General features: G+C 59.9%; 16 protein-coding genes. 12 read left to right on the top strand and 4 right to left on the bottom strand.

Annotation, left to right across the window (positions count from 1 at the left end; translation table 11 throughout):
* Nucleotides 1-250 precede the first annotated feature (250 nt).
* A complete protein-coding gene (locus tag G5182_RS14425; RefSeq protein ID WP_266134183.1) occupies nt 251-529 on the bottom strand; it encodes a hypothetical protein in 279 nt (92 codons plus the stop codon).
* 169 nt (nt 530-698) lie between these two features.
* On the opposite strand from G5182_RS14425, the gene acs reads away from it, so the two are divergent.
* The 7 genes from acs (at nt 699) to G5182_RS14390 (ending at nt 8,666) form a co-directional block, all read left to right on the top strand.
* The gene (acs, locus tag G5182_RS14420; protein WP_421172938.1) at nt 699-2,645 is read left to right on the top strand and encodes an acetate--CoA ligase; all 1,947 of its coding nucleotides are present in this window, start codon (nt 699-701) and stop codon (nt 2,643-2,645) included.
* A 288-nt stretch (nt 2,646-2,933) separates the two neighbouring features.
* Nucleotides 2,934-3,383, top strand: a complete 450-nt coding sequence (gene aroQ / locus G5182_RS14415) for a type II 3-dehydroquinate dehydratase (protein WP_139743401.1) — start codon at nt 2,934-2,936, stop codon at nt 3,381-3,383.
* A 36-nt stretch (nt 3,384-3,419) separates the two neighbouring features.
* Nucleotides 3,420-3,875 (top strand): acetyl-CoA carboxylase biotin carboxyl carrier protein, encoded by a 456-nt coding sequence (accB, locus tag G5182_RS14410; RefSeq protein WP_216979391.1) that lies wholly within the window; start codon nt 3,420-3,422, stop codon nt 3,873-3,875.
* Between the two features lie 15 nt (nt 3,876-3,890).
* Complete coding sequence (gene accC / locus G5182_RS14405) at nt 3,891-5,231, top strand: acetyl-CoA carboxylase biotin carboxylase subunit (RefSeq protein WP_216951972.1); 1,341 nt, start codon at nt 3,891-3,893, stop codon at nt 5,229-5,231.
* Between the two features lie 207 nt (nt 5,232-5,438).
* Nucleotides 5,439-5,702, top strand: a complete 264-nt coding sequence (locus G5182_RS14400; RefSeq protein ID WP_254204220.1) for a DUF997 family protein — start codon at nt 5,439-5,441, stop codon at nt 5,700-5,702.
* Entirely contained in the window at nt 5,692-7,149 is a 1,458-nt protein-coding gene (gene panF, locus G5182_RS14395; protein ID WP_421172937.1) for a sodium/pantothenate symporter, read from the top strand. Before G5182_RS14400 ends, panF begins: the two co-directional genes overlap by 11 nt.
* A gap of 89 nt (nt 7,150-7,238) precedes the next feature.
* Nucleotides 7,239-8,666: a PTS transporter subunit EIIC gene (locus G5182_RS14390; RefSeq protein WP_042080616.1), complete on the top strand. Its 1,428-nt coding sequence runs from the start codon at nt 7,239-7,241 to the stop codon at nt 8,664-8,666.
* A gap of 1 nt (nt 8,667) precedes the next feature.
* Here the strand turns inward: G5182_RS14390 and G5182_RS14385 are convergent, their stop codons facing one another.
* Entirely contained in the window at nt 8,668-9,540 is an 873-nt protein-coding gene (locus tag G5182_RS14385; RefSeq protein ID WP_421172936.1) for a LysR family transcriptional regulator, read from the bottom strand.
* Nucleotides 9,541-9,640: 100 nt separating this feature from the next.
* Here G5182_RS14385 and G5182_RS14380 point away from each other — a divergent pair, with 100 nt between their 5' ends.
* From G5182_RS14380 to G5182_RS14365, 4 genes are all read left to right on the top strand, one after another.
* Nucleotides 9,641-10,657 (top strand): zinc-binding alcohol dehydrogenase family protein, encoded by a 1,017-nt coding sequence (locus G5182_RS14380; protein WP_421172935.1) that lies wholly within the window; start codon nt 9,641-9,643, stop codon nt 10,655-10,657.
* A gap of 537 nt (nt 10,658-11,194) precedes the next feature.
* Nucleotides 11,195-12,073: a 50S ribosomal protein L11 methyltransferase gene (prmA, locus tag G5182_RS14375; protein ID WP_042080614.1), complete on the top strand. Its 879-nt coding sequence runs from the start codon at nt 11,195-11,197 to the stop codon at nt 12,071-12,073.
* Nucleotides 12,074-12,274: 201 nt separating this feature from the next.
* The gene (locus G5182_RS14370; protein ID WP_421172934.1) at nt 12,275-13,252 is read left to right on the top strand and encodes a D-2-hydroxyacid dehydrogenase family protein; all 978 of its coding nucleotides are present in this window, start codon (nt 12,275-12,277) and stop codon (nt 13,250-13,252) included.
* A 66-nt stretch (nt 13,253-13,318) separates the two neighbouring features.
* Nucleotides 13,319-13,873, top strand: a complete 555-nt coding sequence (locus G5182_RS14365) for a sugar O-acetyltransferase (protein ID WP_421172933.1) — start codon at nt 13,319-13,321, stop codon at nt 13,871-13,873.
* 382 nt (nt 13,874-14,255) lie between these two features.
* On the opposite strand, the gene G5182_RS14360 is transcribed toward G5182_RS14365, so the two are convergent.
* Together G5182_RS14360 and G5182_RS14355 are read right to left on the bottom strand one after the other, a co-directional pair.
* Nucleotides 14,256-14,804 carry an NAD(P)H nitroreductase gene (locus G5182_RS14360; protein WP_421172932.1) on the bottom strand — a complete coding sequence of 183 codons (549 nt, stop codon included), beginning with the start codon at nt 14,802-14,804 and terminating at the stop codon, nt 14,256-14,258.
* Nucleotides 14,805-14,919: 115 nt separating this feature from the next.
* Nucleotides 14,920-16,959, bottom strand: coding sequence for an FAD-dependent oxidoreductase (locus G5182_RS14355; protein ID WP_421254459.1), 2,040 nt, complete (start codon nt 16,957-16,959; stop codon nt 14,920-14,922).
* Between the two features lie 318 nt (nt 16,960-17,277).
* Here G5182_RS14355 and sppA point away from each other — a divergent pair, with 318 nt between their 5' ends.
* Complete coding sequence (gene sppA, locus G5182_RS14350) at nt 17,278-19,122, top strand: signal peptide peptidase SppA (protein ID WP_421172930.1); 1,845 nt, start codon at nt 17,278-17,280, stop codon at nt 19,120-19,122.
* Nucleotides 19,123-19,582: the final 460 nt, after the last annotated feature.

Here is a 19,582-nt window from a genome sequence, read left to right as displayed (position 1 = left end):
ACAGCTCAAGCACTAACGCTCTGATCGCGCATGATAAACATCCTCTGTTAGCGACATAACGCTCTCTCGGGATGTCAAAAGGACCACGGTAGCAAGGGCTTGCAACTCAGGCTGAACATCTGTGCCCACAAGCCCTTAACAGGGGAAGAAGGGATTATCTATTGGTACGCAACGTCAGGTCGACTGCGTTCATCAAAGGATGATGATGTCATTGGTGCCGCAGGGGAAAATCCCCTGGCGATAGATATGACTATCTGCCAAACGTCAGGGTGGGAACACCACCATCATCCCGCTCATTGAGCATGCGTGTGAGCGGGGAGTCGCCCGAATAACGGGATCCAGGCTCACTGAGGGAAAATTTGGCCCCCGGTTTTTTTGCCTGCCATGCGTTGCCAAGCTCATCGGCAACCCGATCCCGCACTGTCTGTGACGGCTCCTGATGCGTAATCACAAACTCTTTGGGGGGCTTGTCTGCCAGAACAGGCACATCAAACTGCCAGAGGGATGCACAGAGCAATAGAGAGAACATAACTACCTCCATCCATCAAAGTCCTCCTTTTTACCCACTCACCACCTGAGTGTCACCCATTACCCTGTAACCAAATGTTGCTGTCTATCCAAAAGTCTAATTGCCCCCATCAGCCAAAGGTATAAGTTGTTACTTAATTATTAAAAGTATGTATTCAAAGGAGTGAGTGATGAGCGAGAGCAAGGTCTATCCGGTCAAACCCCATATCAGCAACAGCGCCCTGCTCGACAAGGGCGACTACGCCGCCATGTACCAGGCCTCCGTCGAGGATCCCGATACCTTCTGGGGTGAACAGGGCAAAATCCTCGACTGGATAAAGCCCTACACCAAGGTAAAAAACACCTCCTACGATCCGGGCCATGTCTACATCAAGTGGTTTGAAGATGGCCAGCTCAACGTCTCCGCCAACTGCCTCGATCGCCATCTCGCCGAACGGGGTGACAAGGTCGCCATCATCTGGGAAGGGGACAACCCCGCCGAAGATCGCAAACTCACCTACCGCGAGCTGCACAGCGAAGTGTGCAAGTTTGCCAACGTCTTGAAAGCTCAGGGGGTTCATCGCGGCGACGTGGTCTGCCTCTATATGCCCATGGTGCCCGAAGCCGCCATCGCCATGCTGGCCTGTACCCGCATCGGCGCGGTGCACAGCATCGTCTTTGGCGGCTTCTCGCCGGAAGCACTGGCCGGTCGCATCATCGACTCGGGCTCGCGCATCGTGATCACCGCCGACGAGGGACTGCGCGGTGGCCGTCCGGTGCCACTCAAGAAAAACGTGGATGAAGCGCTCACCAACCCGGATACCCAGGTTAACAAGGTGATCGTGCTCAAGCGCACCGGCGGCAATGTCGCCTGGCACAACCACCGCGACATCTGGTGGCATGAAGCGACCGCCACCGTCAGCAGCGACTGCCCGCCCGAGGCGATGAACGCCGAAGATCCGCTCTTTATCCTCTATACCTCCGGCTCCACCGGCAAACCCAAGGGGGTGCTGCACACCACCGGCGGCTATCTGGTCTATGCCACCCTCACCTTCAAATATGTGTTCGACTACCACGAAGAGGACATCTACTGGTGTACCGCCGATGTGGGCTGGGTCACTGGTCACTCCTATCTGGTCTACGGGCCGCTCGCCAACGGCGCCACCACCATCATGTTCGAAGGGGTGCCCAACTACCCGGCCACCAACCGCATGAGTCAGGTGGTGGACAAGCACCAGGTCACCATCCTCTATACCGCCCCCACTGCCATCCGCGCCCTGATGGCCAAGGGCAACGAAGCTGTCACCGGCACCTCGCGCCAGAGCCTGCGCATCATGGGCTCGGTGGGTGAACCGATCAACCCGGAAGCCTGGGAGTGGTACTACCGCACCATTGGCGATGAGCGCTGCCCCATTGTCGATACCTGGTGGCAGACCGAAACCGGCGGCATCCTGATTACGCCGCTGCCCGGCGTCACCGACCTGAAACCGGGCTCAGCCACCAAACCCTTCTTCGGGGTGCAACCTGCGCTGGTCGACAACATGGGCGAACCGCTGGAGGGGGCCACCGAGGGCAATCTGGTGATCACCGACTCCTGGCCGGGTCAGATGCGCACCGTATTCGGCGATCACGAGCGGTTCGAGCAGACCTACTTCTCCACCTTCCCCGGCCGCTACTTCACTGGCGACGGTGCCCGTCGCGATGCCGATGGCTACTACTGGATCACCGGACGGGTGGATGATGTACTGAACGTCTCCGGCCACCGCATGGGTACCGCCGAAATTGAATCGGCGCTGGTGGCCCATCCCAAGATCGCCGAAGCCGCGGTGGTGGGGGTTCCTCACGAGATCAAGGGTCAGGGCATCTATGCCTATGTCACCCTGATCGCCGGGGAAGAGCCGAGCCGTGAGCTGCACAAAGAGGTGAAGGAGTGGGTGCGCAAGGAGATCGGTGCCATCGCCACGCCAGATGTCATTCACTGGGCGGAGGGGCTGCCGAAGACCCGTTCCGGCAAGATCATGCGGCGAATTCTGCGCAAGATCGCCACCGGCGAGACCGACAGCCTGGGGGATATCTCCACCTTGGCGGATCCGGGCGTAGTAGACAAACTCATCCGCGAGAAGTCGGAAGCAGCCTGATCCCGCTTCGTTTGTTGCTCGACAAAGCCGGCCCTGTGCCGGCTTTGCTGTTTCTACAGCGGTACAAACGGCCTGAGCGGCTGAAACTGGGTGCACAGGGAGGTGACGCTCAATAAATAGCCAGATGTAGAGATTAGACCAGTAAAATGCTGCTAATTTTCACGAAATCAATATAATTGCGAAATCTGTGTGCCAGGGCACACCGATTTGCGCAGAAAATGGCTAGATTTCAGGTAGTCCACAAGATAGCTGACAGATAGCAGCATGATCATCGAGGATGCACTCAATATGTCGCAACATCGCCGAATTCTCCTGCTCAACGGTCCAAACCTGAATCTGCTGGGCAAACGGGAACCGGGTATCTACGGCAGCAAGACGCTCGATGAGATCGTCGCCGATCTGAAGCTCAACGCCAGCGAACTCGGTGTCACTCTGGAACATCTGCAATCCAACGCCGAACATGAGTTGGTCAGCCGCATCCATCAGGCCATGGGTCAGGTGGATTTCATCATCATCAATCCGGCCGCCTTCACCCACACCAGCGTCGCCATCCGCGATGCGCTGCTGGGTGTCGCCATACCCTTTATCGAGGTTCACCTGTCAAACGTTCATGCCAGGGAGCCGTTTCGTCATCACTCCTATCTGTCTGATGTCGCCAAAGGGGTCATTTGTGGTCTGGGGGCCGATGGCTATCAATTCGCTTTAACCGCGGCCGTGCGCCATCTGCACGCGGCTTGATAATCACTGATCAGATAAAGAAGAAAGAGAATGCTAATGGATATCCGCAAAATCAAGAAGCTGATTGAACTGGTTGAAGAGTCCGGCATCGCCGAACTGGAGATCTCCGAAGGTGAAGAGTCCGTTCGCATCAGCCGCAACTTCGCAGGCCAGGTCACTGCCGCACCGCAGATGATCATGCAGCAAGCAGCCGCTCCGGTTGCCGCTCCAGCCGCCGCCCCGGTTTCCGCTGCGCCGGCCGCAGATGCCGCACCGAGCGGTCACCTGATGCGCTCTCCCATGGTTGGCTCCTTCTACCGCTCCTCCAGCCCGGAAGCCAAGCCGTTCGTGGAAGTGGGTCAGCAAGTCAATGTCGGCGATACCCTGTGCATCGTCGAAGCCATGAAAATGATGAACCAAATCGAGTCTGACAAGGCCGGTGTGATCAAAGCGATCCTGGTTGAAAATGGTCAGGCCGTCGAATTTGACGAGCCGCTGTTCATCATCGAATAAGGGAAATCGCCACCCATGTTGGACAAAGTAGTCATCGCCAACCGCGGTGAAATTGCCCTGCGGATCCTGCGCGCCTGCAAAGAGCTCGGGATCAAGACAGTGGCCGTTCACTCCACCGCCGACCGGGAGCTCAAACATGTGCTGCTGGCCGACGAATCCATCTGTATCGGCAAACCAGCCAGTACCGACTCCTACCTCAACGTTCCGGCTATCATCGCCGCCGCCGAGGTGACCGGTGCCGTGGCCATCCACCCGGGTTACGGCTTCCTCTCCGAGAACGCCGATTTTGCCGAAGTGGTCGAAAAATCCGGCTTCATCTTCATCGGCCCGCGCGCCGAGACCATCCGCCTGATGGGTGACAAAGTCTCCGCCATCGAAGCGATGAAGAAGGCAGGCGTACCGTGTGTACCGGGCTCTGACGGTCCGGTGGACAACGACACCAAGCGCAATGCCGCTATTGCCAAGCGCATCGGCTATCCGGTGATCATCAAGGCTGCCGGTGGCGGCGGTGGTCGTGGCATGCGCGTGGTACGCAGCGAGGCCGAGCTAGCCTCCGCCATTGCCCTAACCAAATCCGAAGCAGGCCAGTTCTTCAAGAACGACATGGTCTACATGGAGAAGTACCTGGAAAACCCGCGCCACATCGAAATTCAGGTGTTGGCAGACGGCCAGGGCAACGCCCTCTATCTGGGCGAGCGCGACTGCTCCATGCAGCGTCGCCACCAGAAGGTGGTGGAAGAGGCGCCGGCACCCGGCATCACCGCCGAAATGCGCAAGTTCATCGGCGAGCGCTGTGTGCGCGCCTGTATCGAGATCGGCTACCGCGGTGCGGGTACTTTCGAGTTCCTGTACGAGAACGGCGAGTTCTATTTCATCGAAATGAACACCCGTATCCAGGTTGAGCATCCGGTCACCGAGATGGTCACCGGTATCGATCTGATCAAGGAGCAGCTGCGCATCGCCGCCGGTCAACCCCTGTCGATCACCCAGCAGGATATCCGCATCCGTGGTCATGCCATCGAGTGCCGGATCAACGCGGAAGATCCGGCCACCTTCATGCCCTCTCCGGGTCTGGTGCAGCGCTTCCACGCGCCGGGTGGTCTGGGCGTGCGTTGGGACTCCCACATCTATGCCGGTTACAAGGTACCGCCCCACTATGATTCGATGATCGGCAAGCTGATCTGCTACGGCGAGAATCGTGACATTGCCATCGCCCGCATGCGCCATGCGCTGGACGAGCTGGTAGTGGAAGGGATCAAGACCAACGTACCGCTGCAAAAAGAGATCATGAAAGACGAAAACTTCCAGCACGGTGGCACCAATATCCACTACCTGCACAAGAAGTTAGGTCTGTAAGGATCGCTGATAGAGACCCGATGACATTGCACGGTGGCAGTACCAACGCCCACTATCTGCACAAGAAGTTGGGTCTGTAAGGATCTCTGATAGAGACCGGACTTCCGGTGGAAGTCTGCTCCGCAAGGAGCCTCTGCTGAAAAAGGGCCATGGCGACATGGCCCTTTTTTGTTATCCTTGCGCCCCTCAAAATTGTCGGAGGCCAAGGTGAACCGTTTTGCTCTCGCCCGCCGGGAAGCAGCTTTCTGCCTGCTGCTGACCCTACTCTATTTTCTTGCCTGGTATGGCACGGCTTATCTGATCCCGGAAGAGATCGAATGCTGGGACATTCCCCTTTGGTTCCTGCTCAGTTGCGTGGCGATGCCACTGCTGTTCATCGCACTATGTGCCCTGATGGTGGATCGACTGTTTGTGGATATCCCCCTCGATACCCCAGCCCCTTCCGGCAAGGAGTCATCCCATGAATCTTGAGCTGATGCTGCCGCTCTTCATCTATCTGGTGCTGGTGCTGGGGGTGGGTTTCTGGGCCAGCCGTCATAGAGCTGAAGGCAACTTCGTGCAGGAGTACTTCATCGGCAACCGCAGCATGGGCGGGCTGGTGCTGGCGATGACGCTAGTGGCCACCTACACCTCGGCCTCCTCCTTTATCGGTGGGCCGGGCGCGGCCTACAAGATCGGTCTGGGCTGGGTGTTGCTGGCGATGATCCAGCTGCCCACCGTCTGGCTCACTCTGGGAGTACTGGGCAAGAAGTTCGCCATCATCGCCCGCCGGGTCAATGCGGTGACCATCAACGACATGCTGTGGGCCCGCTATCAGAGCAAGGCAGTGGTGATCCTCGGCTCCGTTACTATCATCCTCGCCTTTATCGCGACCATGGTGGTGCAGTTTATCGGCGGTGCCCGCCTGCTGGAGACCGCCACCGGGCTCTCCTACCAGCAGGGGTTGATGCTGTTTGCCAGCTGTGTGCTGCTCTACACCATCATCGGCGGCTTCCGCGCCGTGGTGATGACTGATGCCCTGCAGGGGATCATCATGCTGATCGGCACCGGCGCCCTGCTGGCAGGAATTCTGATTGCCGGTGACGGCCTGCCGAACCTCATCCACCAGCTCAGGGAGATCGACCCCAAGCTGGTAAGCCCGCAAGGGGCCGGCGACATGCTGACCCAGCCCTTTATGCTGAGCTTCTGGATCCTGGTCTGTGTCGGGGTGGTGGGGCTGCCCCACTCGGCATTGCGCTGTTTTGGCTATCGCGACAGCAAGGCGCTCCATCGCGGCATTCTGATCGGCACCGTTGTCAGCGCCCTGCTGATGTTCGGCATGCATCTGGCGGGCGCCCTTGGCCGCGCCATCCTGCCCGGCATGGACAGCCCGGACAAGATCATGCCCTCCCTGATGATGGAAGTGCTACCCCCCTGGCTGGCCGGAGTCTTTCTGGCGGCGCCGATGGCGGCCATCATGTCCACCATCGACTCCCAGCTGATCCAGGCTTCCGCCACTCTGGTGAAGGATCTCTACCTCAACTATCTGAGTCCAAAGCAGGAGAAGCTGGAAGTGCGCATCCCCCGCCTCTCCCTGCTCTGTACCCTGATCCTCGGCACTCTGGTGCTGCTGGCGGCGTTGCAACCGCCCGAGATGATCATCTGGCTCAACCTGCTCGCCTTTGGCGGATTGCAAGCGGTGTTCCTCTGGCCACTGGTGCTCGGCCTCTACTGGTCGCGGGCCAACGGCCCGGGCGCACTGGCCAGCATGGTCAGCGGCATCGTAAGCTATGGGGTACTCAGTCAGTGGGGGATCAAGCTGGCTGGTCTGCACGCCATCGTGCCAAGCCTCACGCTGGCGCTAGTGGTCTTTATCACGGTCAGCCTGCTGACGGCACCGCCCTCGCGGGAAGTGCGCGAGCTTTTCGGGCAGAAATAATAAAAATATAAATTAGGGGTTCCAAAACTATCCCCAAATAGGTGTTTTCCGGTTAAACTGTGCGCCAAGTCACAGAAAGTAGCCGCTGTATGCCCGTTAAAGCCACTCGACAAGTCGTTACTCAAGCCCTGCAGCGGCTCGGTTATGCCCTGCTGCTGCCCGTCTCCATCCTGCCGATGGCGGCGCTGATCTACCGGCTTGGGCAACCCGACGTGCTCGATTTGGCGGTGCTCTCCCTCACCGGTCAGGCGATCTTCAGCCAGATGCCGCTCATCTATGCGGTGGCGATCGCCTTTGGCCTGAGTCGGCAGGAGCTGGGCGGACAGACACTGGCGGGTGCGGTCAACTTCCTGCTGCTCAGCACCGCCTTCAATACGCTTGCCCCCAACCTGCACGCCGACATGATCTGCGGTCTGCTGGCGGGGCTCACCACTGCCATCATCTATCCCTGGGTTCACCAGCAAACCCTGCCCCGCTGGCTGCAGATCGCCAGGGGGGAGTTTCCCAGCCTGCTGGTGTCGGCCTTGGCCTGCCTGCTGATCGCCATCCCCCTCTCGCTGCTGTGGCCGCCACTGGAGCGCGGGCTGACCCTGCTCACCTCAGAGCTGCTTACCACGCCGTTTGGCGCCTTCTGCTACGGCACCCTCAACCGCTTGCTGATCCCGCTTGGGCTCCATCAGGTGCTGGGCAGCGTCATCGGCCTTGGCGAGAGCAACCTGCAGGCGCTGGCCACCGCCCAACCCCTTCATGAAGGGTATGTGGCCGGTCTCTACCCCATCATCATGTTCGGCCTGCCGGGCGCCTGTTTTGCCATCTGGCTGCACCGCCAGCGGATGCAGCGGCTGCCGCAGGGCGGGCTGCTGCTCACCCTGGCGCTCACCTCGGCACTGGTGGGTATCACAGAGCCTATCGAATTTCTGTTCGCCTTTACCGCCCCCTGGCTGTTTCTCGCCCACGCCCTACTGACCGGACTGTCACTGGCGGTCTGTAGCGGGCTGGGGATCAAGGTGGGCAGTTACTTCTCCGCCGGTCTGCTGGATCTGGTGCTGAGCTATCAGGCTGGGGAGCACAGCTTCTGGCTCATTCCGGTCGGTATCCTGTTTTTCGTCGCCTACACCCTGCTCTTTTACCAACTGCTGGAGCGTGCCCCCCTCAGCATGCCGAGCAAGCCCATCGCGGTGGAACATCCGCGCCTTGCCAGTGTTGCCCCCTCAGACCCGCAGATGCTGGCGATCCAGTATCTCAAGGTACTGGGCGGGATGGACAATCTGGTGGCGATGAGTGTCTGTATCACCCGCCTCAGCCTGCGGGTGCGCGATATTTCACTGGTGGATGAATCTCGCCTGCTGGGCCTGGGCTGCCTCTCCTGGATCCAGCTCAACGACCACCAGCTGGTGCTGGTGCTGGGCCCCAGCGCCAGCCTGATTGAAGGGCAGATCCGCATGCTGGCGGAGCGCCAGTCGGTCCCGCTCGGCCTCAAACCCAATCAGGAGTCGGCCAGCCAGAGCAGCTGGTAACTCAGGCAAACGGCAACCGCTCGGCCACGAAATCCATCAGGGTGCGCAGGGCGGGGGCCAGATGCTCCCGACTCGGATAGATTAGGTAGAACGGGTTGGCCGGAATGGGCTGATCCGGCAACACCTTCTGCAGCCGCCCCGCCGCCAAATCCCCTTCACAGACATGGTGGGGCAACAGGGCAATTCCCCCGTCATGAAGCGCCATCTCCCGCAGCGCCAGCAAGCTATTGCTGACACAGGCCCCCTGTGGCCGCCAGCCCCCCTCCTGCAATGGCCACACCGGCATGGCCGAGTGCACCAGACAGGCATAACGACCCAGCTCGCTCAGCTGTTGCGGCATGCCGTGGGCCGCCAGATAGGCGGGCGCTGCCACCAGATGACGCGCCACCTGACCGATACGCCGACAGATGAGGCTGGAGTCTTTCAGCGGCGCCGCCCGCAGCGCCAAATCATAACCTTCCCCCACCAGATCGAGCTGATCGTCACTCAGGGTCAGTTCCAGCACCACTTCGGGATAGAGGGCGCGAAACTCGGCGAGGATCCGGCCAAGCAGCAGAGTGCCGGTTGCCTCAGGGGCGGTGATCCGCACCCGCCCCGCCGGGGCCGAGCGCAGCCGTGCCATCGCCAGATTGGCACTGCGGGCCATTGCCAGCAGCCCCTGACAGTGCTCCACATAGAGCTCCCCCTGCGGGGTCAGGCTCAACCTGCGGGTGGTGCGCTGCAACAGCCGCACCCCGAGCTGGGATTCGAGCCGCGAGATCTTCTGGCTCACCGATGACTTGGGCATACCAAGCAGCTCGGCGGCTCGGGTAAAGCTTCCCTGCTCCACCACGGTGGCGAACAGTCCCATCAACTCCAGATCGACATTGTTCATATATTCAAACAGTCTTTACCGATTACCCATCTTAATCTTGATAATCAACCAGACTAGAGTGAGTGGCAATCCCGAACACAGCGATTTGAAAGGAAAAACCATGAAAGCCATTGCCCTGACTCACTATCTGCCAAGCGACCACCCCGACTGCTTCATCGCCGCCAACCTGCCCGATCCGGTTCCGGGCCCGCGGGATCTGCTGGTGCGGGTCACCGCCACCTCCGTCAATCCGGTGGATACCAAGGTGCGCTCCCCCAAGGCCAAAATTGAAAGCTCGCCCAGGGTACTGGGCTGGGATGCGGTGGGGGAAGTGATCGCCACCGGCAGCGAAGTGACCCTGTTCAAGGCGGGCGACCGGGTCTGGTATGCCGGCGACATCAGCCGTCCGGGCAGCAACAGCGCTCTGCAACTGGTGGATGAGCGTATCTCCGCAATCGCCCCCACCAGCTTGAGCGATGTGGAGGCCGCCGCCCTGCCGCTCACCGCCATCACCGCCTGGGAGACCCTGTTCGAGCGCTTCGCTCTCACCCGCGAGAGCCGTGGCAAACTGCTGATCATCGGCGGCGCCGGTGGCGTGGGCTCCATCGCCATCCAGCTGGCCCGTCAGCTCACCGGTATGGAGGTGATTGCTACCGCCTCCCGCCCCGAGAGCCGCGAGTGGTGCCTCGAGATGGGCGCCCATCAGGTCGTAAACCACCACAAGTTGCAGGAGGAGCTGACCGCCCTTGGCATCACCCAGGTCGATGCCATCTTCTGCACCAACGCCACCGCCGAGCACTGGGCCACCATGGCCGGGCTGATCCGCCCGTTTGGCCATATCTGCACCATCGCCGAATCGAGCGAACCGTGGGATCTCTCCCTGCTCAAGAGCAAGAGCGTCACCTTCAGCCAGGAGTTCATGTTCACCCGCTCCCTGTTCCAGACGCCGGACATGATCGAACAGCACCGCCTGCTCGGCCGGGTGGCGGCACTGGTCGATGAAGGGGTATTGCAGACCACCCTGACCAGAACCATCCCGTCGCTGACCCCGATCACGCTGGCTCAGGCCCATGCCGAGGTGGAAGCGGGCCGCATGGTTGGCAAGCTGGTGATCGACATGAGCGACTTTGCCAACTAAGCCCTCAAACGCACCATGATGGGATAAGTTCACCAAGGAGATGCCCCAAACGGGCACAACCAGCAGCGCTAATGCCAGCCAGCGGCAGGCCAACATCCAACAATCAGCCAAAAAAGAGGCCATTTCGCGAGAAATGGCCTGAATACCTGAACATTGGGGTAACAATCACACACATATCCTTATGCAGGACATATTAGTCTTTGCATCTGGCGTGCCAACTGCAGCATGAATGCGCCAAAACGGCGTCAGTCCATCCTTGAGCAAGGTGCCGACCTTGCTCTTTTTTTGTCTGGCAGACTGTTTACCAGGCAAAGGAGTGCAGATAAAAAAATGCCACCCGAGGGTGGCAGTGAAAGATGACGGAACTTGAGCAAAGCGTTCAGCGAAAACCGGTCGTCTTCGCCTGCATAGAGCAATACAGGAACCGTGCCAATCCGGCAAAAGCCCCCGTATCCCTCCACGTCATGGGCAAACCACGACAGCACTGCCCCATGATGGTAGAATCTCGCGGTTTCACATTTATGAAGAGTCGACGCCATGCCCTGGATACAAATTCGAATCAACGCCACTGCCAAGACCGCAGACAAGGTGAGCAACATGCTGCTGGGGCGTGGTGCCCAGGCGGTGACCTTTATGGATGCCAAGGATGTGCCCGTCTATGAACCCATGCCGGGCGAAACCCCGCTGTGGGGCGAGACCGAAGTGATGGGGCTGTTTGACGCCGAAACCGATCCGGCCCCCACCATCGCCTTCTTCCAGCAGATCTTCGGCGAAAATGTCGGCTACAAGGTCGAGCAGCTGGAAGACAAGGATTGGGTGCGCGAGTGGATGGATCACTTCCACCCCATGCAGTTTGGCGAGCGCCTCTGGATCTGCCCGAGCTGGCGCGATGTGCCGAACCCCGATGCAGTTAACGTGATGCTGGATCCGGGCCTGGCCTTCGGTACCGGTACCCACCCCACCACCGCCCTCTGCCTGCAGTGGCTGGACGGGCTGGATCTGAGCGGTAAAACCGTGGTCGATTTTGGCTGTGGCTCCGGCATTCTCGGCATCGCCGCCCTGAAACTGGGTGCTGCCCGCGTTATCGGCATCGACATCGACCCGCAGGCCATTCAGGCCAGCCGCGACAACGCCACGCGCAACGGTGTCGCCGACCAGATTGAGCTCTATCTGCCGGCCGACCAGCCACAAGATGTCGAAGCGGATGTGGTGGTCGCCAATATCCTGGCCGGCCCGCTGCGCGAACTGGCACCGCTGATCGCCGGTCACGGCAAAGCGGGCAGCCTGATGGCCCTCTCCGGCGTGCTGGAGAGCCAGGCTCCGGAGCTGGAAACCATCTACGGTCAGTGGTTCGAAATGGACCCGACCGCCGTCAAGGAGGAGTGGTGCCGCCTCTCCGGCCGCAAGCACGGCTAAGCGCGGGCAACATAGACGCCAACCTCATGCCATCAGGGCTCCCGTTCGGGGGCTCTGATTGTTTTGGCCTACCGAGCTCATCCAGGTCCGTGAGCATGGGCTTGATCGCCCTCCCTTCTGATTGTGTTCGTTTGAAAACAACAGACACCTTTATTCCGGTAAGATAGCGGTCCGAGCCAACGCAACCGAGAAGGATTTCTTATGCGGATTGCCATTCTGGATGACTATCAGGATCAGGTGCGCCACCTCCCCTGCTTTGCCCTGCTGGCGGGTCATGACGTCACCATCCTCAACCAGAGCGAACCCGATACAACGCGCCTTGCCGCCCTGCTGGAAGGAATGGAAGCACTGGTGCTGACCCGCGAGCGTACCCGCATCGACGAACAGCTGCTGATACAGCTTCCCACCCTTAAACTCATCAGCCAGACCGGCAAAATCAGCCAGCATATCGACCCGGCACTATGCCAACAGTACGACGTTGCCGTGGCAGAAGGAGTCGGCAGCCCTATTGCTCCCGCCGAGCTCTGCTGGGCGCTCATCATGGCAGCTTCCCGCCATATACCTGCTTACAGCCAGGCGTTAAGCCAAGGCCAATGGCAGCAATCTGGTGACCTCGGTTTGGGACGCACACTGCATGGGCTGACGCTCGGCATCTGGGGCTACGGCAAGATAGGCCAGCGGATCGCCCGCTATGGCAAGGCATTTGGCATGTCGGTACTGATATGGGGCAGTGAGGCTTCGCGCAGGCAGGCCGAGCAGGATGGCTATGCCTGCGCCTCCAGCAAGGAGGCTCTCTTCAGTCAAGCCGATATCCTCACGCTGCATCTGCGCCTGAGCGAGACAACCCGCGGCGCTGTTACCCGCGCAGATCTGGCCCGCATGAAAGTTGACTCTCTGCTGGTCAATACCAGCCGTGCCGAACTTATCGAGCCGGGCGCCCTCTATGCAGAGCTAAGTACCCATCCTGGAAAACGGGCCGCGCTCGATGTATTTGACATCGAGCCGGCGACACAGGAAAGCGAGCCCCTGCTGCGCCTGCCCAATGTATTGGCAACGCCTCATCTCGGCTATGTGGAGCAAAACAGCTACGAACTCTACTTTCGCGTGGCGTTCGAGAATGTGCTGGCCTTTGCCGAAGGCAAACCTGCCAACCTGGTTCTGCCCGTATCGGGTGGGTGATCACGTTACTTCTGTCGTATTGGCGCCAATATCCAAATCCCTAGCAGATAAAGGAAAGCAACCTTCATGAGCGAATACCAGAAGATGATTAGCAGCCAACCGTACAACTGCATGACACCCGAGCTGGCCCAGTTGCGCCGGGAGGCGGCACGGCGCTATCGCCGTTTCAATCTGGCGGAAGAGGAGACAGAGCAGCGGACACTACTGGCGGAGCTGATTGGCGAACTGGCAGAGAATGCCTTCATCTGCCCGCCCCTCTACTGCACCTATGGCCGCCACATCCACCTGGGCAAGGACTCCTACATCAATATGGGAGCGACCCTGCTGGACAATGCCCCCATTCGCATCGGCGCCCATGTGATGATTGGGCCAAACGTGCAGATCTATACCGCAGCCCATGCGCTGGAGGCCGACGAACGGATTCAGGGCACAGAGACGGCGCTGCCGGTCACCATTGAAGACAAGGTCTGGATTGGGGGCGGCGCCATCTTGCTGCCCGGCGTCACCATAGGGCGGGAGGCGATCGTCGGCGCGGGTGCCGTAGTCACCAAAGATGTACCGGCCGGTGCTCGGGTAGTCGGCAACCCGGCCCGGATCCTGCCAGCCAAAAACAGGGCATAAGGCTGCCAACCGGGCCGTATGACGATGCCGCCATCAGTTCACAACAGCCCCGACACCCCATAAAAAAATAAAGCCCAATGTCACGAAGACGTTGGGCTGTTAAAAGGTGCTACGGAATTGCGACTCTCATCGCAGAAAAATTAGAAGGAGTGCCCTTCTAAACTGGCAGGGAGATATTAGCGAATGCGCAAACGTTTTACATAGTGAAATACCACAGGATTGCGAGGTACATCGCACTATTTAAATAATTACCTGCTATGGCGCGCGCAGCCTCTTTGACCCATTTATTTTCCCCAATTTCTCTGGTTACTATTCACGGTTAAACAGAAAAGCCCCGATTTCTCGAGGCTTTGCATCTCTCAACCGCAACGTGGCCGAAAAGTCAGAAACGGCGGACAAACTCATCGAGCGGCAGTTCGCGCAGTTTGCGTGCTTCCAGCATGGGGGTACCGAGATAGAGGAAACCCACCAGCTGATCCTCTGCCGCCAGTCCCAATCCCTTGTTGATCTGCTCATCGAAGATAAACCAGCCGGAGCGCCAGATACCGTTGAAACCCTGCGCCTGCGCCGCCATCTGCATCGCCATCAGGGCGCAACCTGCGGAGAGCTCCTGCTCCAGTTTTGGCACCTTGGGGTGAGCCTGATAACGGGTTGCCACGGCGACGACCAAGGGCGCCCGCAGCGGCGCTTCGCTGCACTTCTTGATGCTCTCTTCATCTTCACCGCGAGCACGGGCCGCGTCCGCCAACAGCTTGCCCAGCCGCTCGCGCCCCTCCCCTTCGAACAGAATGAACTGCCAAGGGGTCAGGGTACCGTGATCCGGCGCGCGCAGGCCCGCCTTGAGGATATTGTCGAGCACCTCACCGCTCGGGGCGGGATCGGCGAGACGGCCACAGGAGTGGCGATTGAGCAACAGGGTGAGGGCATCCATGGGCAATTCCTTCTCTGGGGCAATGATGGCGCTACCTTAGCACAGCACCGAATGAAGAAAACCCCTGAGGCTCAGGGGTTTATCGCACTAAAAAGGGACAAGAGGGCACAGTTGGCTAGATGATCGCAGCCAGCTCGGCCCCTTGCCGGATAGCACGCTTGGCATCCAGTTCGGTAGCCACGTCGGCTCCGCCGATGATATGCACCGGCTTGCCTGCCGCCTGCAACCCGGCCTGCAGTTCTTTAAGGGGCTCCTGCCCGGCGCAGACGATAACCTGATCCACCGGCAGACACTGCTTGGTCTCGCCCACCTGAATGTGCAAGCCCTCGTCATCGATCCCCAGATATTGCACCCCGGAGAGCATCTGCACCTTGCGGTTCTTAAGTACGGTACGGTGGATCCAGCCAGTGGTCTTGCCAAGTCCATCACCCACCTTGCTCTCCTTGCGCTGGAGCAGCCAGATCTGGCGCTCGGGGGCGTCGATTTCAGGAGCCGTGAGGCCACCGCGCTCGCCAAGCTGTTTGTCGATGCCCCACTCCTTGAGCCAGTGATCACGGTGCCCATCGGCATCCATCTCCACCTTCTTCTCGACCCTTTTCTCCACAAGGAATTCGGCCACATCGAAGCCGATGCCGCCAGCGCCGATCACCGCCACCTTCTGGCCGACCGGTTTGTGATCCCGCAATACATCGAGATAACTCATCACCTTGGGATGCTCGATCCCCGGGATATTGGGGGTACGCGGACGGATACCGGTGGCGAGGATCACCTCGTCAAAACCGCCGCTGAGCAGGCTCTCGGCACTCTGGCGCTGGCCCAGATAGAGCTCGACGCCGCACTTCTCCAGCCGTTTGGCGAAATAGCGCAGAGTCTCGTGAAACTCCTCCTTGCCCGGGATCTGCTTGGCGAAGTTGAACTGGCCGCCGATTTCGCTGGCCTGATCGAACAGGCTCACCTGATGACCGCGCTCGGCAGCGTAGCAGGCAAACGCCAGCCCGGCCGGGCCAGCTCCCACCACCGCCAGCTTTTTGGGCTGGGGCACGCGGCCAAAGGTCAGCTCGGTCTCGAAACAGGCACGGGGATTGACCAGACAGGAGGCGCGCTTCTGCTTGAACACATGGTCAAGGCAAGCTTGATTGCAGGCGATGCAGGTGTTGATCTCGTCCGCCCGGTTCTCGGCAGCCTTGATGACAAATTCGGGATCCGCCAGGAAGGGGCGCGCCATGGAGACCATATCCGCCTCGCCACCCGCCAGAATGCGTTCGGCCACCTCGGGGGTGTTGATACGGTTGGTGGTAATGAGGGGCACCTTGAGGTGTTTTTTCAGCTCGGCGGTCACCCAGCTGAAGGCGCCGCGCGGCACACTGGTGGCGATGGTGGGAATGCGCGCCTCGTGCCAACCGATGCCAGTGTTGATCAGGGTCACCCCCACCGCTTCCAGCGCTTTGCCAAGGGCAATCACCTCTTCCAGGGTCGAACCCTGTTCCACCAGATCCAGCATGGAGAGGCGGAAGATAATGATGAAGTCGGTGCCGACCCGCTCGCGGATGGCGCGGACAATCTCCACCGGGAAGCGCATCCGGTTTTCACTGCTGCCGCCCCAACCATCGGTGCGCTTGTTGGTGCGCTCGCAAATGAACTGGTTGATGAGATAACCTTCCGAGCCCATCACCTCGACGCCGTCATAACCGGCCGCCTTGGCCAGCGCTGCTGTAGCCGCGAAGTCGCGAATAGTGCCGCGGATCTGCCGCTCGCTCATGGCGCGCGGTTTGAACGGAGAGATGGGGGCCTTGAGGGCGCTCGGCGCCAGACTGAACGGATGATAGGCGTAACGACCGGCATGGAGGATCTGCAGCGCTATCTTGCCCCCCTCCTGATGCACGGCGCTGGTCACCTTCTTGTGCTTGCTCACCTGCCAGGGGAAGCTCAGCTGGGAGCCGTGAGGTACCAGCCGACCGCGCAGATTGGGGGCAATGCCGCCGGTGACGATAAGACCGACGCCACCGCGGGCACGCTCGGCGTAAAAGGCGGCCAGCTTGTCAAAACCGCCCTTCTCCTCTTCGAGGCCGGTGTGCATGGAGCCCATCAACACACGGTTGCGCAGCTGGGTAAAACCGAGGTCAAGGGGCGTCAGCAGATGGGGATAGCGACTCATGATGCCTTCCTCTTTAAGGCCAGGGTGCATGGAACAACGCCCAACACCCGGTTGCGCAGCTGGGTAAAACCAAGATCGAGCGGGATCAGCAGGGTCGGATAGCGGCTCACGATGCCTCCAGTTAATTTTTTGTTATCAAACTGAGGCTAGAGTAAAGAATCGAAAATTCTTTTTCAAACAAATGTTTGGACAATTTTTCAGCGAACAGCCGTGCCCTGAACGAAGATAGGCGGGATCCGCCAGTCGGAAATGGCAATTTCGCCCGCAACTGGTTAATAATGGCTCTTCTCTACCCATTAACAGGGCGATAACGCGACTATGTCTATTTTCAAAGGTCTGGGTTGGTTGTTCCGCAGCCTGTGGCGCCTGCTCAATTTCACCCGGCTGATGCTGGTCAATCTGCTGTTTCTCATCGTAGTGCTGGTCATCGTCTTCAGCGTCAGCCAGAAAGAGGCCCCCAAGGCGCCCATCGAAGGGGCGCTGACCCTCAATCTCAACGGCGTGCTGGTGGAGCAACGCTCCCAGACAGATCCCACCGTACAACTGCTGCGCCAGATGGACAGCAGCGACGAGCAGCCGAGCGAGATCGTTCTCTCCGACCTGCTGTGGGCCATCAAGAGTGCCAAGGATGACGAGCGCATCAAGGCACTGGTGATCAAGCCACAAGGGCTGCAGGGAGCCAACTTCACCAAACTGCAGGAGGTGGCGAGTGCCATCGACTCCTTCCGGGAGAGCGGCAAACCGGTGATCGCCATGGCCGACTTCTACACTCAAGGCCAGTACCTGCTAGCGGCCCACGCCGATCACGTGCTGCTCAACCAGAGCGGCGCCGTGGTGATCGAGGGGCTTGGGGTCTACCAGACCTACTTCAAGTCGGCGCTGGAGAAGCTCAACATCACCCCGCACGTGTTCAAGGTCGGCACCTACAAATCCTTCGTCGAACCCTATACCCGCGACGAGATGTCCCCCGAGAGCAAAGAGGCGAACCAGCGCTGGCTGGATCAGCTGTGGCAATCCTATGTGGCTGACGTAGCCGAGCAGCGAGAGATCGAACCCGAGGCGGTCGCGCCGGGCAAGGATCGCTTCCTCGAGCTGCTGCGCAAGGCCGGTGGCAATGCCGCCAACTACGCCCTCGACAACGGGCTGGTGGATCAGCTGGCCACCCGCGATGAGATGACCCAGGCTGTTATTAAAGAGGTGGGTGAAGCGGACGATCACGGCTGGAAAGGGGTCGGCCTGAAAGAGTATCTGGCCGCAGTGCCCGAACAGTATCCCCAGAGTGGCAAGGATGAGGTGGGTCTGGTGGTCGCCAGCGGCGCCATCATGGATGGCGTCCAGCCTGCCGGTACCATCGGCGGCGACAGCCTCTCCGACCTGCTGGCCGATGCTCGCCGCGATGACAAGATCAAAGCCGTGGTCCTGCGAGTTGACAGCCCCGGCGGCAGCGCCTTCGCCGCCGAGCAGATCCGCGCCGAGCTGCTGGCCCTGAAACAGGCAGGCAAACCGGTAGTGGTCTCCATGGGCAGCTATGCCGCATCCGGTGGCTACTGGATCTCCGCCGATGCGGACAAGATCTTCGCCTCCCCAACTACTCTCACCGGTTCCATCGGGGTATTCGGCATGTTTGCCACCATCGACAAGGCGTTGGCCCAGTTCGGCGTGCATACCGACGGGGTTGGCACCACAGATTACGTCGGCGTAGGCCCGACCCGCGCCCTGCCGGATCACGTCGGTCAGGCCATCCAGCTGAGCGTGGAAGATACCTACCAGCGCTTCATCGGTCTGGTGAGCAAGGGCCGCGGTCTGAGCCCGGAAGAGGCCGAGAAAGCGGCCGAAGGCCGAGTCTGGACCGGCGAAGATGCCAAGGCCCTGGGTCTGGTGGACGAGTTCGGCAATCTGGATGACGCCATCAAGGCCGCCGCCGAGCTGGCCAACCTCAAAGAGTGGCAGGTGACCCCCATCGAGCAGGAGGAGTCCACCAAGGACAAGTTCCTGCGCCAGCTGTTTGACAGCAGTGCCCAAGTGCTGGCCCCCCAGTTGCAAAGCTGGCTGCCGGCAGGATTTGGCAAGGCATTGGTGGAAGTGAACCGCAGTCTCGACCCGCTCACCCGCTTCAACGATCCGCAAGGCACCTACGCCTTCTGCCCGGTCTGTGTGCAGTGATTCTGCCTGGGTAAAACGCTGACTCGAGCCCAGAAAAACGGCGACCATAATGGTCGCCGTTCAGCGTGATGAGAGCCCCTGGGCCCAAGCCAAGGGGTTGACCTCATATCGACATGGTCAATGCACGGACTGCGCCTTGCGCAAAGCCTCCAGCCGCTTGACGTCGAGATGACCCCCTTGACTCTTTCAGCCCCCAAGAGCACCGCCTGCTCAACATCGATAACTACTTCTCTTTTTACTTCAGCCGCGACAAGGTTCACTCCTGCTGTTAGCCCGAGAATGGTCGAACAGCCATTGACTCATCGGCATTAACCCCATGGGCGGCCCTCTTTTTTCTCCTGTGTCCCGTCCTGAATATGGTTTACACCTTTCCCCCCCAATACATGGAGAACCCGATGGGACAAGGTGTGAAACGGACACAGCGCGATTACTCACTGACTTTTAAACTGGCACTGGTCGA

The organism is Aeromonas sp. 600948 (assembly GCF_049174875.1).
Taxonomy (GTDB): Bacteria; Pseudomonadota; Gammaproteobacteria; order Enterobacterales; family Aeromonadaceae; genus Aeromonas; species Aeromonas veronii_A.
The sequence above is the reverse complement of the archived record's forward strand: the minus strand, read 5'-3'. Positions and strand labels throughout refer to the sequence as shown.